The organism is Streptomyces sp. V1I1 (assembly GCF_030817355.1).
In the GTDB taxonomy this organism is placed as follows: domain Bacteria; phylum Actinomycetota; class Actinomycetes; order Streptomycetales; family Streptomycetaceae; genus Streptomyces.
The window spans coordinates 6624295-6647728 of sequence record NZ_JAUSZH010000001.1; the positions used below are offsets into that span (position 1 = coordinate 6624295).

The 23434-nt window shown below is 71.0% G+C and carries 21 protein-coding genes and 1 pseudogene; 14 read left to right on the plus strand and 8 right to left on the minus strand.

Annotated elements, in window-relative coordinates; translation table 11 throughout:
• Positions 1-35: 35 nt before the first annotated feature.
• Positions 36-815, minus strand: a complete 780-nt coding sequence (locus QFZ67_RS31030; RefSeq protein ID WP_307664358.1) for a hypothetical protein — start codon at positions 813-815, stop codon at positions 36-38.
• A gap of 522 nt (positions 816-1337) precedes the next feature.
• On the opposite strand from QFZ67_RS31030, the gene QFZ67_RS31035 reads away from it, so the two are divergent.
• Entirely contained in the window at positions 1338-1982 is a 645-nt protein-coding gene (locus QFZ67_RS31035; RefSeq protein WP_307664359.1) for a transglycosylase family protein, read from the plus strand.
• Between the two features lie 101 nt (positions 1983-2083).
• On the plus strand, positions 2084-2656 hold the full coding sequence (locus QFZ67_RS31040) for a transglycosylase family protein (protein WP_307664360.1): 573 nt from the start codon (positions 2084-2086) through the stop codon (positions 2654-2656).
• On the opposite strand, the gene QFZ67_RS31045 is transcribed toward QFZ67_RS31040, so the two are convergent.
• Genes QFZ67_RS31045 through QFZ67_RS31055 form a run of 3 tightly spaced genes read right to left on the minus strand, consistent with a single transcriptional unit; the run spans position 2643 to position 6340 of the window.
• A complete protein-coding gene (locus QFZ67_RS31045) occupies positions 2643-3305 on the minus strand; it encodes an ATP-binding cassette domain-containing protein (protein WP_307664361.1) in 663 nt (220 codons plus the stop codon). The two genes, QFZ67_RS31040 and QFZ67_RS31045, sit on opposite strands and share 14 nt — an antisense overlap.
• A complete protein-coding gene (locus QFZ67_RS31050; protein ID WP_307664362.1) occupies positions 3302-5917 on the minus strand; it encodes an ATP-binding cassette domain-containing protein in 2616 nt (871 codons plus the stop codon). The genes QFZ67_RS31045 and QFZ67_RS31050 overlap by 4 nt, the downstream gene beginning before the upstream one ends.
• 3 nt (positions 5918-5920) lie before the next feature.
• Positions 5921-6340: a hypothetical protein gene (locus QFZ67_RS31055; RefSeq protein WP_307664363.1), complete on the minus strand. Its 420-nt coding sequence runs from the start codon at positions 6338-6340 to the stop codon at positions 5921-5923.
• A 120-nt stretch (positions 6341-6460) separates the two neighbouring features.
• On the opposite strand from QFZ67_RS31055, the gene QFZ67_RS31060 reads away from it, so the two are divergent.
• The 6 genes from QFZ67_RS31060 (at position 6461) to QFZ67_RS31085 (ending at position 11987) form a co-directional block, all read left to right on the plus strand.
• Positions 6461-6994 (plus strand): hypothetical protein, encoded by a 534-nt coding sequence (locus QFZ67_RS31060; protein ID WP_307664364.1) that lies wholly within the window; start codon positions 6461-6463, stop codon positions 6992-6994.
• Entirely contained in the window at positions 6972-8255 is a 1284-nt protein-coding gene (locus QFZ67_RS31065) for an ABC transporter substrate-binding protein (protein ID WP_307664365.1), read from the plus strand. The genes QFZ67_RS31060 and QFZ67_RS31065 overlap by 23 nt, the downstream gene beginning before the upstream one ends.
• A gap of 54 nt (positions 8256-8309) precedes the next feature.
• Complete coding sequence (locus QFZ67_RS31070) at positions 8310-9593, plus strand: glycosyltransferase family 4 protein (protein WP_307664366.1); 1284 nt, start codon at positions 8310-8312, stop codon at positions 9591-9593.
• Positions 9590-10381 (plus strand): hypothetical protein, encoded by a 792-nt coding sequence (locus QFZ67_RS31075; RefSeq protein WP_307664367.1) that lies wholly within the window; start codon positions 9590-9592, stop codon positions 10379-10381. Before QFZ67_RS31070 ends, QFZ67_RS31075 begins: the two co-directional genes overlap by 4 nt.
• A gap of 53 nt (positions 10382-10434) precedes the next feature.
• Positions 10435-11394, plus strand: coding sequence for a YafY family protein (locus tag QFZ67_RS31080; RefSeq protein ID WP_307664368.1), 960 nt, complete (start codon positions 10435-10437; stop codon positions 11392-11394).
• 377 nt (positions 11395-11771) lie between these two features.
• Entirely contained in the window at positions 11772-11987 is a 216-nt protein-coding gene (locus tag QFZ67_RS31085; protein ID WP_307664369.1) for an I78 family peptidase inhibitor, read from the plus strand.
• A gap of 98 nt (positions 11988-12085) precedes the next feature.
• Here QFZ67_RS31085 and QFZ67_RS31090 read toward each other — a convergent pair whose 3' ends face one another.
• Positions 12086-13069: a phosphatase PAP2 family protein gene (locus QFZ67_RS31090; RefSeq protein WP_307664370.1), complete on the minus strand. Its 984-nt coding sequence runs from the start codon at positions 13067-13069 to the stop codon at positions 12086-12088.
• A 434-nt stretch (positions 13070-13503) separates the two neighbouring features.
• On the opposite strand from QFZ67_RS31090, the gene QFZ67_RS31095 reads away from it, so the two are divergent.
• Together QFZ67_RS31095 and QFZ67_RS31100 are read left to right on the plus strand one after the other, a co-directional pair.
• Complete coding sequence (locus QFZ67_RS31095; RefSeq protein WP_307664371.1) at positions 13504-15144, plus strand: MFS transporter; 1641 nt, start codon at positions 13504-13506, stop codon at positions 15142-15144.
• Positions 15145-15225: 81 nt separating this feature from the next.
• Positions 15226-16416 (plus strand): acyl-CoA dehydrogenase family protein, encoded by a 1191-nt coding sequence (locus QFZ67_RS31100; RefSeq protein ID WP_307664372.1) that lies wholly within the window; start codon positions 15226-15228, stop codon positions 16414-16416.
• A gap of 57 nt (positions 16417-16473) precedes the next feature.
• On the opposite strand, the gene QFZ67_RS31105 is transcribed toward QFZ67_RS31100, so the two are convergent.
• The gene (locus QFZ67_RS31105) at positions 16474-16911 is read right to left on the minus strand and encodes a cell division protein SepF (RefSeq protein ID WP_307664373.1); all 438 of its coding nucleotides are present in this window, start codon (positions 16909-16911) and stop codon (positions 16474-16476) included.
• Between the two features lie 289 nt (positions 16912-17200).
• Between QFZ67_RS31105 and QFZ67_RS31110 the strand changes: the two genes are divergently transcribed.
• A complete protein-coding gene (locus tag QFZ67_RS31110) occupies positions 17201-18427 on the plus strand; it encodes a DUF5685 family protein (protein ID WP_307664374.1) in 1227 nt (408 codons plus the stop codon).
• Between the two features lie 14 nt (positions 18428-18441).
• Here the strand turns inward: QFZ67_RS31110 and QFZ67_RS31115 are convergent, their stop codons facing one another.
• Positions 18442-19386 carry an ABC transporter substrate-binding protein gene (locus tag QFZ67_RS31115; RefSeq protein ID WP_307664375.1) on the minus strand — a complete coding sequence of 315 codons (945 nt, stop codon included), beginning with the start codon at positions 19384-19386 and terminating at the stop codon, positions 18442-18444.
• On the minus strand, positions 19383-19880 hold the full coding sequence (locus QFZ67_RS31120; protein WP_307664376.1) for a GNAT family N-acetyltransferase: 498 nt from the start codon (positions 19878-19880) through the stop codon (positions 19383-19385). Before QFZ67_RS31120 ends, QFZ67_RS31115 begins: the two co-directional genes overlap by 4 nt.
• Before the next feature lie 400 nt (positions 19881-20280).
• Here QFZ67_RS31120 and QFZ67_RS31125 point away from each other — a divergent pair, with 400 nt between their 5' ends.
• From QFZ67_RS31125 to QFZ67_RS31135, 3 genes and pseudogenes are all read left to right on the plus strand, one after another.
• Positions 20281-21144: an amino acid ABC transporter permease gene (locus tag QFZ67_RS31125; protein WP_307664377.1), complete on the plus strand. Its 864-nt coding sequence runs from the start codon at positions 20281-20283 to the stop codon at positions 21142-21144.
• On the plus strand, positions 21141-22907 hold the full coding sequence (locus QFZ67_RS31130; RefSeq protein WP_307664378.1) for an FAD/NAD(P)-binding domain-containing protein: 1767 nt from the start codon (positions 21141-21143) through the stop codon (positions 22905-22907). Before QFZ67_RS31125 ends, QFZ67_RS31130 begins: the two co-directional genes overlap by 4 nt.
• 86 nt (positions 22908-22993) lie before the next feature.
• Positions 22994-23425 (plus strand): annotated as a pseudogene (locus QFZ67_RS31135) (ABC transporter permease subunit); the annotation flags it as partial.
• Positions 23426-23434 lie beyond the last annotated feature (9 nt).

Sequence of the window (23434 nt, forward strand, 5' to 3'; positions counted from 1 at the left end):
GTGCGCCCGGGGTACGTGTCCGCACCCTGGCGCCGTCACGTGCCCGCGAGCGGCATCGCCGCGGCCACCAGGCGCCCGCCCGCCGCGGCCTTCTCCAGCGCCTCGCGCAGCAGGTCCTCGCGCGGCTGCTGGCCGATCGAGCCGACCGGGGCGGCGAAGACGAGCACCGTGTGCGACTTGTTGGCGGCCGCGCGCCAGCCGTCGGTGACCTGGAGCGGCTGATGGGCCTGCCACCAGGCGACCGGGCTGCCGCCGCCGGTGCCGGGCTGGAGCACGGCGTGCAGCTGTCCCATGGCGACCAGGACGGACCAGCCGGGGAGCCGGCCGGGCCGCCGGTTCATGTCGGAGACCGGCTGGAAGCCCTGCTCGATGAGGAGCGGGAGGAAGTCGTCGCCGCCGAAGCCGGCGGTGCCGGGGCGGGCGATGGGCGCGGTCGGCTCGACGACCAGGGCGGGGTGCAGATCGCCGTCGATCAGTACGAGACCGCTGGTGATGCCGAGGACGGCCTGCTGCGGACCGCCGCCGGGGACCTGTGACTCGTCGCCGGTGATGGACCGAACGGCGCCCTGAAGCTGGTCCTCGGCGACCTGGACGACCTGCGAGGGGATGCAGGTGGCGTGGGCGAAGGCGAGAACGGCGGTCTCCTCGCCGACGAACAGCACGGTACTGGTGCGTTCCTGCTCGGAGTCGCCCGGGGTACGGCACGAGGTGCAGTCGTAGCTGCCCGGGGCGTTCTCGCCGGCGAGCAGCCGGTCGGCTTCTTCGTCGCCGATCTCGGCGCGTACGTCCTCGCTGACGTCGAGCATGCGCGGCACGGGTGGCTCCTCGGGACTTGTTGCGTGCGCCGGGCGGTTCCCGGCTCGTAAAGGTTCAACGGGTGATCTGTGGCCGGAGTCACGCGTGAAATGGAACGGAATCGCACCATCCGACGCAGGCAGTGAAACGGCGGGCGGAATCGGTTACTCCATGTCAACAGCTGCTGATTACACGGAACTTGCTCCGGTGAAGCGGGTCACAGACCCCTTCGCCGCCAGGTCGACAAATCATGAAATCAGCGAATCAAGTGGGTCGCCGAATTTCGCCGATACTGCGAGTAACGGGCAACTGGCCTGGAATGACAGGGGATTGGTTGATGCCGCACCGTTGAGCTGCCTAGATTCCTCCGCCGTGTGCAGAGAGCACCGCCCGGGACAGCCCGCCGGCCGTACAGCCAGTACGGCGCAGCAGCAGCACAGAACGACTGACCTCAGGTGGGCGAGGCGGAGCTGACGCACGGCGCCGGATGCGCCGAAGTCGGCACCGCCCAGGGGGACCCCGGGTCCTTCGAGAGGGATTTGATGTTCACGAGTTCCCGTTCCATACGCAGGCGTGACACCGCGGCGCTGGTGAGCGCCGCACTGGTGGCGCCGCTGGCTCTGCTCGCTGCGACGACGGGCGAGGCCCGGGCCGCGGACGAAGGGGTATGGGACCGCATCGCAGCGTGCGAGAGCGGCGGAAACTGGCACATCAACACCGGCAACGGCTACTACGGCGGGCTGCAGTTCTCCGCCGGGACCTGGCGCGCCTACGGCGGCGGGGCGTACGCGTCCACCGCGGACCGGGCGAGCAAGGGGCAGCAGATCGCTGTCGCCGCGAAGGTCCAGCGGGCGCAGGGGTGGGGCGCATGGCCCACCTGCGCGGCGCGGGCCGGGGCATACGGCAAGGCGCCGGCGGCACAGAAGGCCGACGCTCCCAAGTCCACGGCCCACAAGGCCAGAACGAAGGGCACGTCCGCGGCTCCGGCAAAGGCGCCGAAGCGGGCAGCCGCCCACACCGAACGCGGCAGCGCCCGGGGCGGCGACTACACCGTCCGGCGCGGCGACACCCTGAGCGGGATCGCGTCGGCGCACGGCATCGACTGGCGCGACCTGTACGCCGCCAACAAGGCCGTCATCGGCGGTGACCCGAACCTCATCGTGCCCGGGCAGCGGCTCGCGCTCTGAGATGCCCTTCGGCAGCCCCGCCCGGGTCCGACCGGGTGGGGCTGCCTGCCGCCCGCGCGCGGCACCGGCTCTCGTGGAGCCGCGCTGCCTAGCGTGACCCGATGTCGAAGATCCGCTTCTGGCCGACGACGACGGCTGCCGCGCTGCTGCTGGCACTGGTGCCCCTGCGCGGCGCGTACCCCGCGCCCCCGCTTCCGCCGCCGCCCGCACCCGGAAGCCCCGGCATCGGCGTCGGCGTCGGCTCCGGACCGGCCGCCTGTGTCGCGAGAGGATGGCCGTGGAGCTGTCTCGCCACGTGCGAGAGCAGCGGTCGGTGGAACGCCAACACCGGCAACGGCTTCTACGGCGGACTGCAGTTCTGGCAGCCCACCTGGGAGGAGCACGGTGGCCTCGTCTACGCGCCGCGCGCCGACCTCGCCACCCGCGAGCAGCAGATCAAGGTCGCGGAGGAGGTGCTGCGTACGCAGGGATGGGAAGCGTGGCCCGTCTGCGCCAAGAAGTACGGCCTCAGCGGCCGCGTCCACACGGTTCAGCCCGGCGACACGCTCTTCGCGATCGCCGGGCGCTTCGGTGTCAAGGGCGGCTGGCAGGCGCTGTACGCGGCGAACAAGGCCACGATCGGCAGCTCTCCGCGCTTGCTCCAGGTGGGCATGATGCTGGTCATTCCGGGCTGAGCTCGGCAGGCTCTCCGCTGAATACGACGGAGCCGCGGCGCAGTTCATGGACGAGGACCGGGGGTGTCCGGACGCCGCTCAGGCCGGATGGCAGGCGCTGTTCCGCGATGACGACGGCGGCGTCGAGGGCGCGCAGGAGTTCGTACGTACGGGCCGCGACGGGCGGTGCCATGCCCTGGGCGGGCTCGTCGACGAGGACGACGCGAGCGGGTGAGAGCAGGGCGCGGGAGACCGCGAGCATGCGCTGCTCCCCGCCGGAGAGGGTGCCGGCGCGCCGCCCGAGGAGCGGACGGAGCGCGGGATAGCCGTCGATGGCCGGGGCGAAGTCCCCGTCCACCGAGGCCAGTTCGAGATTCTCGGCGACGGTGAGGGTGCCGTACACCGCGCGCAGATCCGGTACGAAGCACAGGCCCCGGCGGGCCCGTTCGTCGGCGCGCAGACCGGTCACGTCGCTGCCGCGCCACACCACCCGGCCGGCGGCGAGCGGCACGGTCCCGGCGAGGGCGCGCAGCGCGGTGGTACGGCCGGAGCCATTGCGCCCGATCAGTACGGTGAGGGCGCCGGCGGGTACGGGGACGTGGACGCCGTGCAGTGCTTCCAGGGGGCCGTACCGTACGCGGGCGGCGCGCAGCTCGATCTCGACGGTCATCGCACGATCCGCCCCGCCGCCATGACATGCACGGTGTGCGCGATGTGCGCGACGAGATCGAGATCGTGCTCGACCACGAGCACGGCCATCCCGTCAGCGGCGAGCGCGCTGAGGATCCGGGCGAGCCCCTCCGCCTCCACGGCGTCGAGTCCCGCGGCGGGCTCGTCGAGCAGCAGCGTGTGCGGCCCCCCGGCGAGCGCCCGTCCCAACTCGGTACGCCGCAACGCCCCGGTGGACAGCCCGGCGGCGGCCCGGTGCCGGACGGGCCCGTCGAGCCCGAGCAGCCGGAGCACGGGCCCGACGGCCTCGGGGTCGCGTCGGCGTCCTTGCTCGGCGCCGATGCGTACGTTCTCCTCGACGGTCAACGATGGGAACACGGCGAGCTGCTGGAACGTCCTGGCAATTCCGAGCCGCGTGCGCGCGTGAGCGGCGCGCCGGGTGATGTCGACGCCGTCGAGCTCGACCCGCCCGGAATCGGGCCGGAGGGTCCCGCACAGACAGTGAAAGAGGGTGCTTTTCCCTGCCCCGTTGGCCCCGATGAGGGCGGTGACCTGCCCGGAGGGGAGGACGAGATCGACCCCGTCGAGGGCGGTGTAGTCGCCGTAGTCGAGCCGGACGCGTCGAGCGACGAGGGTGTGGGCGTGGGGAGTTGGCTGCCGCTGGGGGGCGGTCGGCAGGCTCCGGGAGGGGCGGTGCGCGGGCGTGCCCGGGGCGGGGGTGGGCCCGGTCGCGCCGGGGCCGTCTTCGCCAGGCCCGGGTGGACGCCTCCTGGCAGCCGGGGTCTTGGCCCGGCCGCTCAGCCCTGCCGCGGTGCCCCTTCCCGCCTCCGTCAGGCCCAGGCGGCGCAGGGTCCGGCTCGGGGCGTCCGGGAAGCGGCCGATCAGGATGGCCAGGATGCCGATGACCGCCGCCGCGACGCCGCCGCGGGCTCCCGCGTCGAGGCCCACCAGCAGGGCCGCCGCGACAAGCGGGCCCACCAGGTTGTCCGCGCCCAGGACTACCACCGCGGCGAACCAGAGCAGGCCGCGTACCGGGTCGTACGCCGAGGGGTCGAAGGCGCGCAGGCCCATGCCGAGCAGGCCGCCGCCCAGCGCCGCGAGGGCCGCGCCGGTGACGAAGGCCAGGAGTTTGAGCGCGGGGACCGGGACGCCGGCCGCCGACGCGCCCGGTTCGTGGTCGCGCATGGCCGCGAGCGCGCGACCCGTACGGCCCCGGCGCAGCGCCCCCACCGCGAGCAGCGCACCCGCCAGGACGGCCAGTTCGACCACGTAGAAAGCCCGGTCGGACGACAGGCCGGCCGGGCGGGACAGCGACAGCCCCGCCGTCGCGTACGGCTGCGCGAAGACGAAGCGGCTCACGCCCACCCCCACCGCCAGCGTCGCCAGCGCCAGCGCAAGCCCGTGGCGGCCGATCGCCGGCCAGCCCGTGAGCAGGCCCAGCGGCGCGACCAGCAGCACCGCGACGACCAGCGCGAGGAGTTCGGGCATCGCCGGGAGCCCCGGGAAGCGCCCGGCCGCGAGCAGCGCCGTGAAGAGCGCGCCCAGGCCCGCGTACGCCGCCTGGCCCAGCGAGATCTGGCCGCCCCGGCCCGTCACCACCACCAGCGACAGCAGGATCACCGCCAGCGCCGGCACCTGGATCGAGGTGTGCAGGTCCGAGCCCGCGAAGCCGAGGGGGAGCAGGAACAGGATCGCGGCCACCAGCCACACCACGCCCGGCACCCGTACCGCGGGCGCGGCGGGGCGCGCGAGGGTGTCCCGCGCCCCCACCCCCGGCAGCACCAGCGCCGCGATCAGCAGCGCCACCACGAAGAGGTTGGCGCCCACCGCCTGGAGCAACGGCTCGCCCCACCCCGAGGGGTGCAGCCGCGTCAACTGCGCCTGGGCCACGCCGATCGCCAGCGCCGCGGCCACCGCCACCGGCAGGCTCCGCATCCGGGCGATCACCGCGACCGCGATCACCTCGACGACAAGCAGCGGCAGCCCGTACGGATCGAGACGTACGTACGGAACGAGCAGCACACCCGTAACACCGGCCGTGAACGAGCCGAACGCCCAGCCCACCGCCGACACCCTGTCCGCGTCGATCCCGCCCAGCGCCGCGAGCGCACGGTTGTCGACGACGGCGCGCAGCTCGCGGCCGAAGCGGGTCCACCGGGTGACCGCCGTGACCAGCCCGGCCAGCAGCAGTACGGCCGACAACTGCACCCACGGGTCGTCCGGCAGCAGCACCGGCGCGTCCGCCCGCGCCCCGCCGCCCCACACCAGCGCCGCGCCCCCGACGAGCAGGACGAACACTCCGATCGACGCGACCAGCGCGCGCCCGGGGTCCATGTCCAGCACGGCGATCGGCCGGAAGACCAGACGGTCCAGGACGAGCCCGATCCCGGGGGCGACGACCAGCAGCGTCACCGCCGCGGCGAGCGGCAGCGGCCAGCCCCACTCCACCGCGAACTGCCGCAGCACATACGCGCAGACCATCGCGATCGCACCGTGTGCCAGATTCAGCACGCCCGTCGCCCGGTAGGTGACGATCAGCCCGATCCCGGTGAGCGCGGCCGCGCTGCCGACCGCGAGCCCCGCGAGGGTGAGGTCGTACGTCAGCGAACTCACCCGTCAGACCCGGGGCTCGCAGACGGGGCACGGGCCGAGCTCCCGGTCGCCGACCGGCTCGGCCTCCGGTTTGCCCGCCACCAACGGGCAGTCGGGGCGGTGCGCCAGCGTTCCGCCGGGCACACACAGCGGCGGTTCGTCCGAGGACGGCGCATCCCAGGCCGGTACGTCCCTGAAGGGCGAGGACTCTTCCGGCCCGGCCTCGGCCTCTCCCCGTACCCCCGCGGCCCGCCAAGCCGCCGCCACCAGCACCGCCCCCGCCACGAGCAACGCCGCACCCGGCATCGTGCAGGAGGCCAGATAAGGGATCTGCCGCTCGGCGAAGCGCTCGCCGGACACCCCGTACCAGCCGATCACGCACAGCACCGCGCCACCGGTCGCGGCTGCGAGCCCGCCCCACCACAGCAGTCGGCAAGTCGGCATCCGGGGGCCCTCCCGCCGCTCTGGCACCGGTCTGGTCATGGCACTGGTGATGTACGCCGATTCCTTGCACTATGCCCTGAACGGACAGACGCTGGAAGCCGACAACCGGTGGTGAGCCAGATGGTCCATGTCAGGCCCAAGACAACCGCGGCATGGGCGGCCGCCGCGATCCTGGCCTTCGTACCAGCCACCGCAGGATGCTCGGACGACAGCGGCGGCGGCTCGAAGTCCTCACCCACCCCGTCGGTGACGGCCCCTGCGACGCCGTCGCCCAGCGCCCCGGCCGCGGACGGCCCCGCCGACCCCGCCGCCGCGAAGGCCGAGATCGAGAAGAACTGGACGACGTTCTTCGACCCCAAGGCGGCCACGGACGCCAAGGTCAAGGCGCTGGAGAACGGCGAAGCGCTGCGGCCGCTGCTCGCCGCGTTCAGCGGCGACAAGAACGCCGCGCAGTCCTCGGCCAGGGTCACAGACGTGCAGTTCACCTCCGCCACCGAAGCCACCGTCACCTATGACCTGCTGGTCGGTGGCGCCCCAGCCCTGCCCGGCACCAAGGGCACCTCGGTCTACCAGGACCAGACCTGGAAGGTCTCTGTGAAGACGCTCTGCGCCCTGGTCGAGCTCAGCGGCAATGCGGCCGCGCCGGGCTGCTGAAGCCCTGCTGCTCGCGGCGCTCCTGACCGGGGTCGCCGCCTGCGGCAGCCGGCTGCCCGAGAGCGACTTCGACAGCCCACCGTCCCCCACCCACAGCAACGCCGCCGAGCCGATCCGCGTCGGCATCATCAGCAGCGCCACCAGCCCGGTCGGCGGCGCCGCCTTCAGCGGTCCCGGCGACGGAGCGAAGGCCTACTTCGACGCGCTCAACGCGAAGGGCGGTATCGACGGCCGCCGTATCGAGGTCGTCACCTGTGACGACGGCGGCAGCGGCGTCGGCAACAACGAATGCGTGCACAAGCTCCTCGACGAGCGGAAAGTCTTCGCCCTCGTCGCCACCACCGCGCTGGACTACGCGGGCGCGCCCCTCGTCGCCAAGGCCGGCGTCCCCGACATCGGCGGCCAGCCGATCGGCCCCGCGTACGACACGTATCCGCATCTGTACGGGATCTACGGCAGCCTCGCCCCCCGCAACGGCGGCAAGCCCGGCTGGAACGGCACCCTCTACGGCGGTACCGAGGTCTACCGCTACTTCGCCCGCGAACATGGCGCCCGCACCGCCGCCGTCGTCTCCTACAACCAGGCCGCATCCGCCGCGTACGCCCGGCTGATCACCGCGGGCCTGAAGGCCGAGGGCTACCGCGTCGTGGGCGAACAGGTCAACTTCGCCCTACCGAACTTCCGTGCCGTCGCCGCCGACCTCCGGCAGCAGGGCGCCGACTTGGTCTTCGACGCGATGGACACGCACGGCAACGCCCAGCTGTGCGAGGCGATGGACGCCGTCGGCGTACGCGTCACCGCCAAGGTCACCAATGTGCAGAACTGGGCCTCGTCCGTACCGAAGGACTTCAAGAACGCGCCGAGCTGCCGCAACGCCCTGTGGGTGACCGGATCGAGCCGCAACCACGACGACGTCACCCATCCGGCCGTACGTGAATTCCGCGAGGCGATGAAGGGCCGCGAGCTCTCCCAGTGGCAACTGGAAGGCTGGGCGGCGGCCATGTGGTTCACCGACGCCGCCCGGTCCTGCGCGGCGGATCTCACGCGTGCGTGCGTCGAGCGGTTCGTCAACCGCCCCGAGCCGTACACCGCCCGCGGCCTGCTGTTGCCCGTCGGCTACGAGAAACTGGCCGAGCCACCGAAGACCCGCCGCACCTGTCTGTCCGTCGCCCGCTGGCAGGACGACAAGGGCTGGGTGACGCAGGGCGGTGAGATGACCGAGAACTGCTTCACCGTGCCCCAACTCCCTTATCAGCCGTAACAGACAGGTACAGTCCACTGCGGCACACATGAAGACTGGGGGACGCTGCGGCGTATGCACATCTCTTTTCTGCTCCACAACGTGTACGGCATCGGCGGGACGATCCGGACGACGTTCAACCTGGCCCAGACCCTGGCCGAGCGGCACGACGTCGAGATCGTCTCCGTCTTCCGCCACCGTGACGAACCCACCATGGGCGCGCCGGCCGGCGTCACCATGAAGCACCTCGTCGATCTGCGCAAGAGCAGCCCCGGCTACGACGGCGACCATCCGGACTACAAGCGCCCCGCCAAGGTCTTCCCGCGCGGCGACGGCCGCCACAAGCAGTACAGCCGCCTCACCGACGCCCGGATCGCCGCCCACCTGGGATCCGTTGAGGCCGATGTCGTCGTGGGCACCCGCCCCGGGCTCAATGTGCACATCGCCCGCCAGACCCGGCGCGGCCCGGTCCGCGTCGGCCAGGAACACCTCACGCTGGACAGCCACGGCTACCGGCTGCGCCGCGAGATCGGGCACCGCTACCCCCTCCTCGACGCGATCACCACCGTCACCGAGGCGGACGCCCGGTCCTACCGTTCCAAGCTGAAACTGCCCGGCGTACGGATCGAGTGCGTGCCCAACAGCGTGCCCGCGCCGACCCTCCGGCCCGCCGACGTCTCCAGCAAATGGATCGTCGCGGCCGGCCGGCTGACCAGGGTCAAGCGGTACGACCTGCTGGTCAAGGCCTTCTCCAAGGTGGTCGCCGCGCGTCCCGACTGGCGGCTGCGGATCTACGGCAGCGGAGACGCGACCGGCAACGAGAGGAACGTGCTGCGCGCCCTCATCGATGAGCGCGGGCTGCACAACCATGTCTTCCTGATGGGCCCCGCCAACCCGCTCGAACCCGAGTGGGTCAAGGGCTCGATCGCCGCCGTCACCTCCAGCCTGGAGTCGTTCGGCATGACCATCGTCGAGGCGATGCGCTGCGGCCTGCCGGTCGTCTCCACCGACTGCCCGCACGGACCCGGGGAGATCATCGAGGACGGCGTCGACGGCCGTCTGGTGCCGGTGGGCGACGTGGACGCGATCGCCGACGCGCTGCTCGGGCTGATCGAGGACGACGAGCTGCGTCGGCGAACCGGGCAGGCGGCGCTCGCCGCCTCGGCCCGCTTCGACCCGGTGCGGATCGCCGAGCGCCATGAGGCTCTGTTCACCGAGCTGGTCGCGCGCGGCGAAGGCCGCTCGCGCAGTGCGCTGCGGGACGCCTTGCACCACGCCCGGGGCGCGCTGTACGACGGGGCCTACGCCCTGCGCTATCTGGGCGCCGACGTGATCCGGAAAGGGAAGAAGTCCTCATGACCACGTCCACCGAGCGGCGGGTGCCGCGGGCCGACTGCATCGCAGACTCCGCGGGGGGCATCACCTTCGACATCGCGGGGGCCGGTGCGCCGGACGCCGTGCTTGTGCTGAAGCTGCGTGGTGGGTCGGGCCCACAGGACGAGACGCGGCTGCCGCTGACCCCCACGGGGGAGGGCAGCTCGCGCGCCGTACTGCCCAGCACGGTCGAGCTGGCCGAGGGCCGCTGGGACGCGTATGTCGGTGACGAGGCCGTCGAGCCCGGCATCCGGGACCTGCGCACGCTGGTCGACCGCACGCCCGACGCCGACCGGATCGCCGCGCGCGTGCCCTACCCGACGGAGGACGGCCGGCTGGCGGTGCGCTGCTGGGTGCGGGCGCCGCACGCCGAGGCCGGGGAGATCGGCCTCGCGCCGGAGCGTGGCGCGATGACGGTGGAGGGGGTGCTCTACGGAGCCGAACTGGGCGAAGGGGCCGTCGCCGAGGCACGGCTGCGCGGCTCCGACAAGGCGCATCGGGTGCCGGTGACGGGCGGCGACGGCGGAGCCTTCGGCTTCACCCTGCCGTACGGCCCGCTGGCGGAGCAGCACCTCGGCAAGCAGGAGTTGTGGGACATGTGGCTGCGGCCCACGGCGGACGCCGCCTGGATACGGATCGCCCGCATCCTCGACGACGTCTGGGACCGGAGGAACATCTTCGTGTACCCGAAGCTGCCGTCCGGCAACTGGCTGGCCGCCCCCTGCTACACGAGCGACAACGAACTCTGCGTACGCCTCACCGAAGCGCCCTGACGTAGGGCATTTGAGGACAGTGGCTGTCCTCGATCGCTGGCAGACTCGACACCATGTTGGAGACCTCGGCAAGACTGCTGCGCCTGCTCTCGCTGCTCCAGGCCCACCGCGAATGGTCCGGCGCAGATCTGGCCGACCGCCTCGGCGTCACGCCGCGTACGGTCCGGCGCGACGTCGACCGGCTGCGCGAGCTCGGCTACCCGGTCAACGCAAGCCCCGGTACGGGCGGCGGCTATCAGCTCGGCGCCGGGGCCGAGCTGCCGCCGCTGCTGCTCGACGACGAGGAGGCGGTGGCCGTCGCGGTGGGCCTGCGCACCGCCGCGGGCCATGGCATCGAGGGCATCGGCGAGACCTCCGTACGCGCCCTGGCGAAGCTGGAGCAGGTGCTGCCGAACCGGCTGCGCCGCCGGGTCGGCGCGCTCAACGCCTTCACCGTGCCGATGCTGCGGGGCCCGCAGAGCTCCACCGTCGACGCGAGCGTGCTGACCGAACTGGCCAACGCCTGCCGGGACAGCGAGCGGCTGCGCTTCGAGTACCGCGACCACGGCGGCTCCGCCACCCGCCGCACCGTCGAGCCGCACCGTCTGGTGTGCACCGAGCGGCGCTGGTATCTCGTCGCCTGGGATCTGGACCGCGGCGACTGGCGTACGTTCCGTGCCGACCGGATCACCCCGAAGCCGCCGCACGGCCCGCGCTTCGCTGCTCGCACCCCGCCGGCCGAGGACCTGGCCGCGTATGTCTCCAAGGGCGTCTCCACACACGCCTACGCCGCCCAGGCGGTCATCCGGCTGCACTCCTCGGCCGAACTGGCCGCCGAGTTCGTCGGTCCGTCCGACGGCGCCATCGAGGCGGTCGACGAGAAGACGTGTCTGCTGCGCACCGGGGCCGCGAGCCTGGATGTGCTGGTGATCCATGTGATGCTCATGGGCGTGGACTTCGATGTGATCGAGCCGCAGGAGCTGACCGAGCACATCAGGACGGTCCGGGACCGGCTTTCCCGTGCCCTGGACTGATCGCCTCCCCCCGGCGGTCTCCGTACCCATCACTGTCCCTCGCTGTCCGCGGCTCGGACTTCGTCTCATTGCGCGCCAAGACTGTTCGGACGCGTGGGGGGATTCTGTAATGAACCGGTGAATTCTTCACCGTCCTTCAATTCGCCCTCCGGTACCTGGCGCGGACAATTCCGCAGGGGGGAATTCGGTATGATCAGTAAGGCCGGTGGAATTACCGTGCGGGCGGCGTTGAACTGCACGTTCGAGTGACTGTGTATGGGCTAAACGCGTGTCGTGATCCTGTGACAGAAGCGTGACCGGTGAGGTACGTGGGAGTGCTGAAGCATCCCTTCGGCCCCGGCTTCCGTCACCGTCCGCGGCCGCCTACGGTGGGTGTCATGGCACCCATACCGACCCCTCCCGCACAGCCCGACGACGCCCCCGACGCGTATGTCGGCCTCGCCGCAGACAGCGCCGAGCGGCTGGCTCGTGAGCGTGGCTGGAGCACCGTCAGATCGCTGCCGCCGGGCGCCATCATCACGATGGAGTACCTGGCAGGCCGGCTCAACTTCGAGGTGGAGGGCGGCACCGTCATCCGCTGCTGGCCGGGCTGACAGGCCCCCGCACGCGTACGGCGAAGGCCCCGACCGTCATGGTCGGGGCCTTCGCCGTACGTTCCGCCGGGTTTCCCGCGGAACCCACTGACACTGACTCAGCCGCCCGTCACCGGCCGCGAGGTCGGCGGACGGCGGCTGCCGGACGGGGTCATGGGCGTCCGCTCGGAGCGCACCGTGTGCGACCTCGGCTGGGTGAGCTGCGCCGTGGTCCTGCCGTTCGAAGCCGGCCGGCCACCGACGGCGGCCACCGGCTCGCGGGGCGGATCCTGCTCCTGTGAAGGCTCACGCTGCGGGAATATCCCGGGCCTTGGGCCACCTGCCGCGACCGGCAGCGAGGGAGCGAGCCGGCGGCGCGCACGCAACTGCTCGCGCAGCGAGAGGATCCAGGCCTCCGCGCGGCCGATCAGCGGCTCGCACCAGGGCAGTGCGAGCAGGATCAGCAGCCCGGCCGCCCAGCCGAGTAGCACATCGCTCAACCAGTGCGTACCGAGGTACACGGTGGTCAGGCCGACGCCGAGGGAGACCACCGCCGACAGGGCCGACAGATAGCGTCTGGCCAGCGGAGTGGTGGCCAGATACGCCAGGATTCCCCAGGTCACGACCGCGTTCGCGGTGTGCCCGGAGGGAAATATATCGCCGCCGGCGAAGAGCTCGGCGGAGCCGATCTGCGTCGCGTAGTGGGGGCCGAGACGGCCCAGTCCGATCTTGACGGCGCCCACCGTCGCGTTGAGCAGCAGCAGCGAGGCGCCGAGCACCAGCAGGGGTCGCAGGGTGTGCTGACGCCAGGAGCGCCAGCCCAGCCAGGCCGCGACCATCACGGCTGTGGGTCCGCGCTGGCCGAGAACCACGAAGTAGTCGAGGAAGGCGTGCAGGTCCGGCCACTGCTGGTAGGGCCGGAAGAGCATGACCTTCCAGTCGATGATCACCAGCCATGTCGAGGCCAACACGGCCACGACGATGGCGAGATAGAAGGCCGACGTCCCGCCGAAGAGGGCGAGACGGGTGCGGCTCATCCGCGGGATCTCTATCTTCGGCGGTTCCGGCTCCCGGTCCAGGCGGGCAAAGATGTCGGTACGCACCCAATCGACGTTACAGCGAGTGAGTGTCCGCCCAGGTCGTTCCCGCGGGTTCGTGATGACGATGTGATGTGGACTATGTCTCAGATCGAGTTTTACTCCGGGCCAATTCGGAAATTCCGATGACCTTGCGCTCTATTGCCCGCGAGCCCGTCACCATGGGGTTCTATCCGGGGCGCAAATAACAGTTCACCACTTCCCCGTACGGAATTTCCCCCTCGTTGGCGGACGTCCAGGATCGGCTCCGGTTGGGGGCGTGGCGTGGCGTACGCCACACGCGCATGCCCGACCAGGTGAGAGATGGACCACGCGCCACACGCCGGAACTCGCGTACGCTGGCGGCTCACTCGCCCGTCGATGCCGGACCGCCCTGTGGGACAGCAGCACCGTCCCCGGCTGGCCCGCCGAGCGCGAGGGACTCATTGGGAGGTACGTACATGTCCGGGACGATCACGGCCGGAGCACGGCTGCGTGCCGCCGGCGGCGGTGCGAACCGCTGGGTCGTTCTCGTCGTCCTCTGTATCAGCCTGCTGCTCGTCGCGCTGGACGCGACCGTGCTGCACGTCGCCGTCCCCGCCGTCACGGAGGACCTCCGCCCCAGCGGGGTCGAGCTGCTGTGGATCGTGGACGCGTACCCCCTCATCTGTGCCGCGCTGCTGATCCTCTTCGGCACGCTCGGCGACCGGGTCGGCCGCCGCCGTGTGCTGCTGATCGGTTACGGCATCTTCGGCGTCGCCTCCCTGGCCGCCGCGTTCGCCCCCACCCCGGAGGTGCTGATCGGGGCGCGCGCCCTGCTCGGCGTCGGCGGCGCGATGATCATGCCCGCGACGCTCTCGATTCTCCGCGCGGTCTTCCCCGACCGGCGGGAGCGGGCGACGGCGATCGGCATATGGACCGCGGTCGCCGCGGTCGGCGCCGCCACCGGACCGGTCCTCGGCGGCTTTCTCGTCGAACACTTCTGGTGGGGCTCGGTCTTCCTGATCAACATCCCGCTGATGGCGCTGATCCTGCCCGTCGGCCGCTGGCTGCTGCCCGAGTCCAGGGGCGGCGCCGACGGGCCCTGGGACGTACTCGGCGCACTGATGGCCGCGGCCGGTGTGCTCGGCGCGGTCCTCGGCATCAAGCGGCTGGGCGCCGGCGACACTGTTCTCGACATCAGGACGGCGGGGCCGCTGCTGCTGGGCGGTGTGCTGCTCGCCCTGTTCGTACGGCGGCAGAAGCGCCGCGAGCATCCGCTGATCGATATGCGGATGTTCGCCAGGGCCGCCTTCTCCACCTCGGTCGGCTGCATCATTCTCGCCATGCTGGCGCTGGTCGGCCTGGAGCTGATCGCCGTCCAGTACCTCCAGCTCGTCCTCGGGCTGAGCCCGCTGGAGACCGGCCTGCGGCTGCTGCCGCTGACCTTCGCGGCGATGGCCGCCGGCGCCACCGGCTCGCACACCCTGCACCGCATCGGCCCGCGCCGGATGGTCGGCTGGGGCTTCGTGCTCACCGCCGCGGCCGTGCTCCTGCTGACCCTGATGGGACAGCACGACCGGCCCTGGCTGCTCACCACGGGCTTCGTGCTGCTCGGCTTCGGACTGCAGACCACGCTGTTCGCCGCGTACGAGTCGATGCTCAGCGAGGCACCGCCGGACCAGGCGGGCGGAGCTGCCGCGATCGGCGAGACTTCCTACCAACTGGGTGCGGGGATGGGCATCGCGCTGCTCGGCAGCGTCATGAACGCGGCGTACGCGCCCGCGCTCGCCTCGCTCACCGGCGTCCCGGGCTCGGCGGGCTCGGCCGCCTCCCATTCGCTGGGCGAGGCCTATCAGGTGGCGGACCGGCTCGGCGGCCCGGCGGGCGCGATGGTGCGCAGCACGGCGCGCCACTCCTTCGTCAACGGCCTCCATATAACGCTCCTGGTCAGCGCGGGCCTGCTGCTGCTCGGCGCGCTCGCCGCGCTGCGGCTGCCCAAGGTCATGGACTGCGCGACTGTCACCGCCGAGAAGTGCCCGAAGCCGAGGCGCCCGGAAGTCTCGCTCCCGGCGAGCCGCAAAGCTGCCGAGGCGGCCGGGTCTGGACGCGCGGCACACTGAGCCGTAACGTCAGCCGGAGTAGTAACTAACACTGCTAGTTTTCTGTGTTCCGCTGTGTGAGCGCCGCCGGAGGCCACGCCCATGTCCGCACCCTCGAAGCTGCCGCCCTTCGACCCCAGCGACCCCCTCGGCATCGACGATCTGCTCGACCCCGAGGACCTCGCGATCCGCGACACCGTCCGCAGCTGGGCCGCCGACCGCGTCCTGCCGCACATCGCCGACTGGTACGAGCGCGGCGAGCTCCCCGGCATCCGCGAACTGGCCCGCGAACTCGGCTCGATCGGCGCGCTCGGCATGTCCCTGAAGGGATACGGCTGCGCGGGCGCCACGGCGGTCCAGTACGGCCTCGCCTGCCTTGAGCTCGAAGCCGCCGACTCCGGTATCCGCTCGCTCGTCTCTGTCCAGGGCTCACTCGCCATGTACGCGATCCACCGCTTCGGCTCCGAGGAGCAGAAGCAGCGGTGGCTGCCCGGCATGGCGGCCGGCGAGATCATCGGCTGCTTCGGCCTCACCGAGCCCGACCACGGCTCCGACCCGGCGGGCATGCGGACCTTCGCCAAGCGGGACGGCTCGGACTGGGTGCTCACCGGCCGCAAGATGTGGATCACCAATGGCTCGGTGGCCGGGGTCGCCGTGGTGTGGGCGCAGACCGACGAGGGCATCCGCGGCTTCGCAGTACCGACCGACGTCCCCGGTTTCTCCGCCCCTGAGATCAAGCACAAGTGGTCGCTGCGCGCCAGCGTCACCAGCGAGCTGGTCCTGGAGGAGGTACGGCTGCCCGCCGACGCCGTACTGCCGGGCGTCACCGGTCTCAAGGGCCCGCTGAGCTGCCTCACGCACGCCCGCTACGGAATCGTGTGGGGCTCGATGGGGGCGGCGCGGTCCAGTTTCGAGTCCGCCGTGGAGTACGCGAAGACGCGCGAGCAGTTCGGCAGGCCGATCGGCGGTTTCCAGCTCACCCAGGCCAAGCTCGCCGACATGGCGGTGGAACTGCACAAGGGGATCCTGCTCGCCCACCATCTGGGCCGCCGCATGGACGCGGGGAAGCTCCGCCCCGAGCAGGTCAGCTTCGGGAAGCTCAACAATGTGCGGGAGGCGATCGAGATCTGCCGCACCTCGCGCACCATCCTCGGCGCGAACGGGATTTCGCTGGAGTACCCCGTGATGCGCCATGCGACCAACCTCGAGTCGGTGCTCACCTACGAGGGCACCGTCGAGATGCACCAGCTGGTGCTGGGCAAGGCGCTCACCGGCCTGGACGCCTTCCGGTGACCCGGCGGCCTGTTGTCCTCGGACGCCGGACGGGCCGGCGTTCGGCGAGCGCCCTGCTCAGCTCTGGTTGAAGAAGCCGTCCTGCGAAGAACGGCTCGCGGCTTCCCCGCTGACGACCTGTGTGTCGGCGGGGCTCAGCAGGAAGACCCGGGTGGCGACGCGCTCGATCGAGCCGCGCAGCCCGAAGGTCAGCCCTGCGGCGAAGTCCACGACGCGCTTGGCGTCGGAGGGCTCCATGGACGTGAGGTTCACGATGACCGGGACGCCGTCCCTGAACAGCTCACCGATGCCGCGGGCGTCCCGGAAGCTGTCCGGGGAGACCGTGGCGATCCGGCGGCCCTGTTCCTGGGCGGACTCGGAGGCCACGCGCACCCGCGGGTCGGTGACCCACGCGTCACCCGTCTCAGCACCCTCGGCGTACTCGTCGTCGTAGTAACGCTCGTCACTGTCCTCGACGAGTCCCAGCCAGGCGCTTGCCTTGCGCACAGATCCCATGGACGCCTCCTTCCGCTCCAGTCCGCTCATTGCGGTCTTTTCTCGTTCCGCATCCCTATGGTCGTCCATGATGCGGATCGCGCGCCAAGTAGATAGTCGCCGCGCAGGGTATTCGTGACGGTACTGGTGCACAAGATGTGGCGATTCGTCAATATTCTTCCTGTGTACGGGGGGTTGCGGGCCCAAAATATGAAAGTCGTGTCACGCGGGTGACGGTGGGCGCGTCCGGGTGAACGGATCACTCGATACGATGCGTGCCGCACTGTGGAACGACTCTCGGGGGACCGTCGTGTTCGGAATCGTCAGGCCATGCACTCATCGCCTCACCGATGGGCTCAAGACCGAGTGGATGGCCCATCTGTGCGGACTCTGTCTGGCACTTCGCGCCGACCACGGCCAGTTCGCCCGGGTCGTGACCAACTACGACGGCCTGATCGTCTCGGTTCTGACGGAGGCTCAGACCGAGCGCACCCCCGCCTCCCGGCGCACCGCGGGCCCCTGCCCGCTGCGCGCCATGCGCACCGCACCCGTCGCCCGGGGTGAAGGAGCGCGCCTGGCGGCAGCCGTCTCCCTGGTGCTGGCGTCGGCGAAGATTCGGGACCACGTCGCCGACCGGGACGGGGTGTTGGCCCGCAGGCCGGTGGCGGCCCCCGCCCTCCGGGTCGCCGCGGGCTGGGACCGGGCCGGGGCGCGCACCGGCGCGGAGCTCGGCTTCGACACCGCGGTGCTGCTCGACGCCATCGAGAGGCAGAGCGGGATCGAGGCGCTGGCCGGGCCGGGCACCCCGCTGCTGACCGTCACCGAGCCGACCGAGACGGCGACCGCGGCCGCCTTCGCCCATACCGCCGTACTGGCCGGACGGCCGGAGAACATCGCGCCGCTGGCCGAGGCCGGGAAGCTCTTCGGACGGCTCGCGCATCTGCTGGATGCCGTCGAGGACAGGGAAGCTGACGCAGCGTCGGGTGCCTGGAACCCTCTCGCCGCCACCGGCACCTCGCCGGCCGAGGCGCGACGGCTCGCCGACGACGCGGTGCACGGGGTGCGGCTCGCGCTGCGCGACGCCCGCTTCGCCGACGACAAGCTGGTGCACGTGCTGCTGGCGCACGAGCTGCAGAATTCGGTGAACCGGGCGTTCGGGACGACGACCTGCGCGCACCAGGGGTACGGAGGCCCGCCGCAGGGCCCGCACCAGGGACAGGGCGGTCCGTACGGCCAGGGACCGTACGGCCAGGGTCCTTACGATCAGGGACCGTACGGCTCCGACAACCCCTACGGCGGGGGCGGCCCCAGCGGTCCTGGTGGGCCCGGCGGTATGCCGCCCGGCTTCCACCAGGAACCCCAGAAGCCGGGCAGGCGCGGCTTCTGGGCCGGCTGCGCCGCCTTCGTCGGGCTGTGCTGCACCTGCAAGCTGTGCTGCGCCGAAGAGTACGAAGGTCCCTGGTCCCGCAAGAAGCGCGAGGGCTGCTGCCACAAGTGCGACTGCGACTGCTGTGACTGCTGCAGCTGTGACTGCTGACCTGGCGCGTCGGATCACTTGATCTCGGGCGGCGAGATCTGCGACTTCGCGATCGCCGACTCGGTCGTGCCCCACTTCTTCAGGATCCGGTCGTACGTCCCGTCCGTCTTGAGCTTGTTCACCGCCGCCTGGAAGGCGGGCGCCAGCGGGGTGCCCTTCTTGAAGGCGATGCCGACGTCGAGCCGCTTGAACTCATTCAGGAACTTCGTGCCCTCCAGCTGGGTCACGGCGTAGCGCAGACCGTTGATGGTGCTCATCACCACATCGCTGCGGCCCTGCTGGAGGGAGATCCAGACCGCGCCCGGCTCGGCGTACGTCTGGACCTTGTACGGCTTCTTGCCCGCCTTGGCGCAGACGCCCTTGTTCTTCTCCAGGGACGCCTCGAAGGTGGTGCCGGCCCCCATCGCGACATTGAGTCCGCACAGATCGGTGAAGGCCGAGATCTTCGTCAGCTTGCTGCTCTTGAGCGCGGCGAAGCCCTGGCCGTCGTTGATGTAGGTGACGAAGTCGATGGTCTTGCGGCGCTCGTCGGTCACACCGAAGTTGCCGGTGCCCAGGTCGTACTTGCCGCTGCCCAGCGCCGGCAGGATCGCCTCGAAGCTCGCCACCTCGCGCTTGAGCCTGAGCCCCAGCACCCTGGCGGCGGCCTCGGCGAAGTCGATGTCCTGGCCGACGGCCGTCTTGCCGTCCTCCAGGAAGGTCGCGCCGGGCGGACTGCCCCCGACGGCACTGGCGATGGTGAGGGTGCCCCTGCCGCGTACGTCCGCGGGCAGCAGCTTCGCGATCGCCTCGTCCTTCGCGACCGAGGACACCACATCGGTGGTGGGGAGCTTGCCGGGCTTCACACCCGGCTTGGCGCCGACGCCGGCGGTCGCCGGGTCGCCGGAGCCGCAGGCGGTCAGTGTCAGCGCGGCGGCTGTGATCAGCGCGAAGGCGACGGCGTGGCGTGTCCTGCTCATGATGCTGGGGTCTCCTGGTGCTTCTCGAACGGCAGCGGGCCGATCGACTCCGGATCTGCGGACAGATCGAAGAGAGGGCGGTATCCGGCGGCCAGGTAGAGGCCCTTGGCCTCGGGCTGGCGCGGTCCGGTGGTCAGATGGATCCGGGAGTAGCCGCGGTCGGCGGCCTCTCGCTCCAGCACGCGCAGCACGCGCCGGGCAAGGCCACGGCGGCGGTGCGCGGAGTGCGTCCAGATCCTTTTGAGCTCGGCCGTGCTTGCGTCGTAGCGGCGGTACGCGCCGCCGGCCACCGGCCGGCCCTGCTCCAGGAGCAGCAGGAACGCGCCGCCGGGCGGGGTGAACTCCTCGGACGGGTAGTGCTCCAGATCGAAGGCGGAGCCGTACCGGCTGATGTATTCGTGCGCCAGCTCCTCCAGGAGCGGGCGGGCCAGGGGGTCGTCGACCGTGGTCCGGATTACGGACAGCGCGGAGCCACGACTCGGGGTGAACGTCATGCGTGCCCTTCTTCGAGCAGGCAGGAGGAAGCGGGGTACGGCGAGGGGGGAGATGCGCGTGCTGTGCTTGTGAAGGCGCGAAAAGCAGAAAACGGCGCGAAAGCGCGCGAACGCCGAGAAGCAGCGGGGGTCAGCTCAACAGGAAGAGGACCACACTCGACCGAAGTCGATGTGGGAGCGCGTGACCAGCCACTGCTGCGGATGCATGGCTTAAGTGGAACAGGCATCCGTTTCCGCGTCAACTGCCGTGAGACATACGGCTCACAGTCTGGACAGGCTTGACAGTGGGCCGCCTCGACCCTTTAGCCTCGGGAGCGGATCGTGCTGAGGGGCTCGGTCCACGTTGTGTTTCCAGTGAAGGCATTCCCGTGTTCGATCTCTGCATCCACGGAGCCTTCGCATGGCTGTGTCCACAGACACCATCCCCGAATCATCCGCGGCCGGGCCGGCCAAGACCGACGCCGTGCAGCCGCGCATCGTGCCCGTACGCCGAACAGGCCAGTGGGCGGCGGCAGTTGTCGTACTGCTGCTGCTCGCGGGCGCCGTCAGCTCCGTCGTACGCAACGACGCCTTCCAGTGGGACGTCGTCGGCGACTACTTCACCTCGGCCTCCGTACTGCGCGGCCTCGGCCTCGCCCTCTGGCTGACCGCCGTCGTCATGGTGCTGGGCTTCGTGCTCGGCACGCTGCTCGCCGTGATGCGGCTGTCCGCCAACCCGGTGCTGCGAAACGTCAGTTGGGGATACACCTGGCTGCTGCGCTCGACGCCGATCCTGGTCCAGCTACTGTTCTGGTTCAACATCGGCGCCCTCTACCCGCAGATCCTCGGCGTCAAGACGGTCAATCTGCTGAGCCCGGTCACCATCGCGATCATCGGGCTCACGCTCCACGAGGCCGCGTACGCCGCCGAAGTGGTGCGCGGCGGCATCCTCTCCGTCGAGCGCGGACAGATCGAGGCCGCCGAGTCGCTCGGCCTCGGGCGCCTGCGCAGACTGCGCCGGATCGTGCTGCCGCAGGCCATGCGCTCCATCGTGCCGCCCGCCGGGAACATGCTCATCGGCACCCTGAAGGGCAGCTCGATCGTCAGCGTGATCGCCGTACAGGACCTGCTCTACTCGGTGCAGCTCGTCTACCACCGCACCTATCAGGTCGTGCCGCTGCTGCTCGTCGCCACCATCTGGTACGTCGTGGTGACCTCTCTGCTCAGCGTCGGCCAGCACTATGTCGAGCGGTACTACGCGCGCGGCACGGCGGGTGCGCGATGAGACCGTCCATCGTCGTGATCGGAGCCGGTCCGCGGGGGACCGGATTCCTGGAGCGACTGGCCGCCAACGCCCCCGAGCAGTACGCCGATCTGCCCCTGGACATCCATCTGGTGGATCCGCATCCGCCCGGCGGCGGCCGGATCTGGCGCCACGAGCAGTCCCCGCTGCTCTGGATGAACTCCATGGCCGAGGACGTCACCATGTTCACCGACGACACGGTCGAGCAGCGGGGTCCGGTGCGGCCTGGCCCCACGCTCGCCGAGTGGGCCGGTCTCGACGGCCAGACCTTTCCCAGCAGGCAGCAGCAGGGGGCGTATCTGCGCTGGGTGTACGAGGAGGCGGTGGCTGCCCTGCCGCCGACCGTCACGGTGCACGAGCACCGGGCGACCGCCGTGCGCGTCGGCGGTCCGCGCGCAGGCCGCCAGCGCGTCTGGCTCGAAGGGCGTACGGAGCCGCTGACCGCCGATCTGGTGGTGCTCACCCTCGGCCACCTCGACGCCGAACTCGACGACGAGCAGCACGAGTTGGCCGACTTCGCACGGCGTCACACACTGCTCCATCTGCCGCCGGACTTCACCGCCGACAGCGACCTCGACGGGCTCCCCGCCGCTGAGCCCGTCATCGTCCGCGGCTTCGGACTGGCCTTCATCGATCTGATGGTGCTGCTCACCGAGGGTCGCGGCGGACGGTACGAGAACGGCGAATATGTGCCATCGGGCCGGGAGCCCGTCCTGTACGTCGGATCGCGGCGCGGTGTCCCGTACCACTCCAAGATCGGTTACGGACCGCAGAGCGAACGGCCCCCGCTGCCACGCTTCTTCGGCCCCGCCCAGGTCGACGCGCTGCTCGGCGGACCCGTCGACTTCCGCCGCGACGTATGGCCCCTCGTCGACAAAGAGCTCGGCTACGCCCACTACCACCGGCTCTTCACCGCCCACCCTGAGTCCACCGCGGTCAACTGGCCCGACTTCGAGGAGAAGTACGCAGCCGCCCAGGCCGGCAGCCCGGAGCTGCACACGCTGGTCGCCGCCTCCGTTCCCGACCCGGCCGACCGCCTCGACCTCGAAGCGCTCGACCACCCGCTCGACGGCGTGCGCTTCGGCTCGTACGACGCGCTCCAGGACGGGTTGCGCGGCTACATCACCGCCGACCTCGACCGCCGCCACGATCCCGCGCACAGCGAGGACCTCGCCGTCTTCCTCGGACTGCTCTCGGTCTACGGGCAGCTGATCCGGCTCGGCGACATAGGCGGCTGGTGGCACGGGTTCTTCAACTATCTCGCATCCGGCCCGCCCGGCCCCCGGCTGCGCCAGCTCCTCGCCCTCTCCAGCGCCGGAATCGTCCGCTTCCTCGGCGCGGGCATCACCGTCGAGGCCGACGAGAAGCGCGGCATCTTCCGGGCGGGCAGCGCCAGCGTGCCGGGGGAGTGGATCGAGGCGCGGGCTCTGGTCGAGGCCCGGCTGCCGGCGCCCTCGCTCGAGCGCACCCGCAGCCCTCTGCTGCGCGCGCTGTACGCGGACGGGGCCGCCGCGACCCCCACCGGACTGCTCTCGGTGGACCCCGAGGACGGCCGGGTGCTCGACCGCTCGGGCCGGCCGCATCCGCGCCGCTTCGCCCTCGGTCCGCACACCGCCGCCCGGGCGAGCGGAGCCTTCACCCGGCCGCGCACGGGAGGCCCGGCCTTCGCGCAGAACGACGCCACCGCGCGTACCGCGCTCGCCCTACTGCGTGACCTCTCGTGTCACAGCCGCCTCATCGCGTGATCGCGGACTCCGTTCTCGTACGCCCATCACCGAACATCACGGACCTCACGGAACATCGCGGACCTCACGGAACTCGAAGGAACCCCATGTCGCTCACCAGCGATCCACCCAAGGCGGCCGTCGTCGCCACCGAGGACTACGGCGCGCTGAAGGTCGTGCCCGTACGCCACCCCTGGCGCTGGGTCGCCGTCGCCGCCACCGCCGTACTCGTCGCGCAGTTCCTGCACGGACTGGCCACCAACCCCGCCTGGGAGTGGGACGTCTTCGCCCGCTTCTTCGCAGCGGAGACGATCCTCAAGGCGGTCTGGGTCAGCCTCCAGCTCACCTTCTACGGCACGGTGCTCGGCTTCGCCCTCGGCATCCTGCTCGCCTTCATGCGCCTGTCGGCCAGCCGCTTCCTCGTTTCGGTGGCCGTCGCCTACATCTGGGCGTTCCGCTCCATCCCGCTCATCGTGCAGCTGCTGTTCTGGTTCAACCTCGCCTATCTCTACAAGGAGCGGCAGTTCGGGATCCCCTTCGTCAAGGAC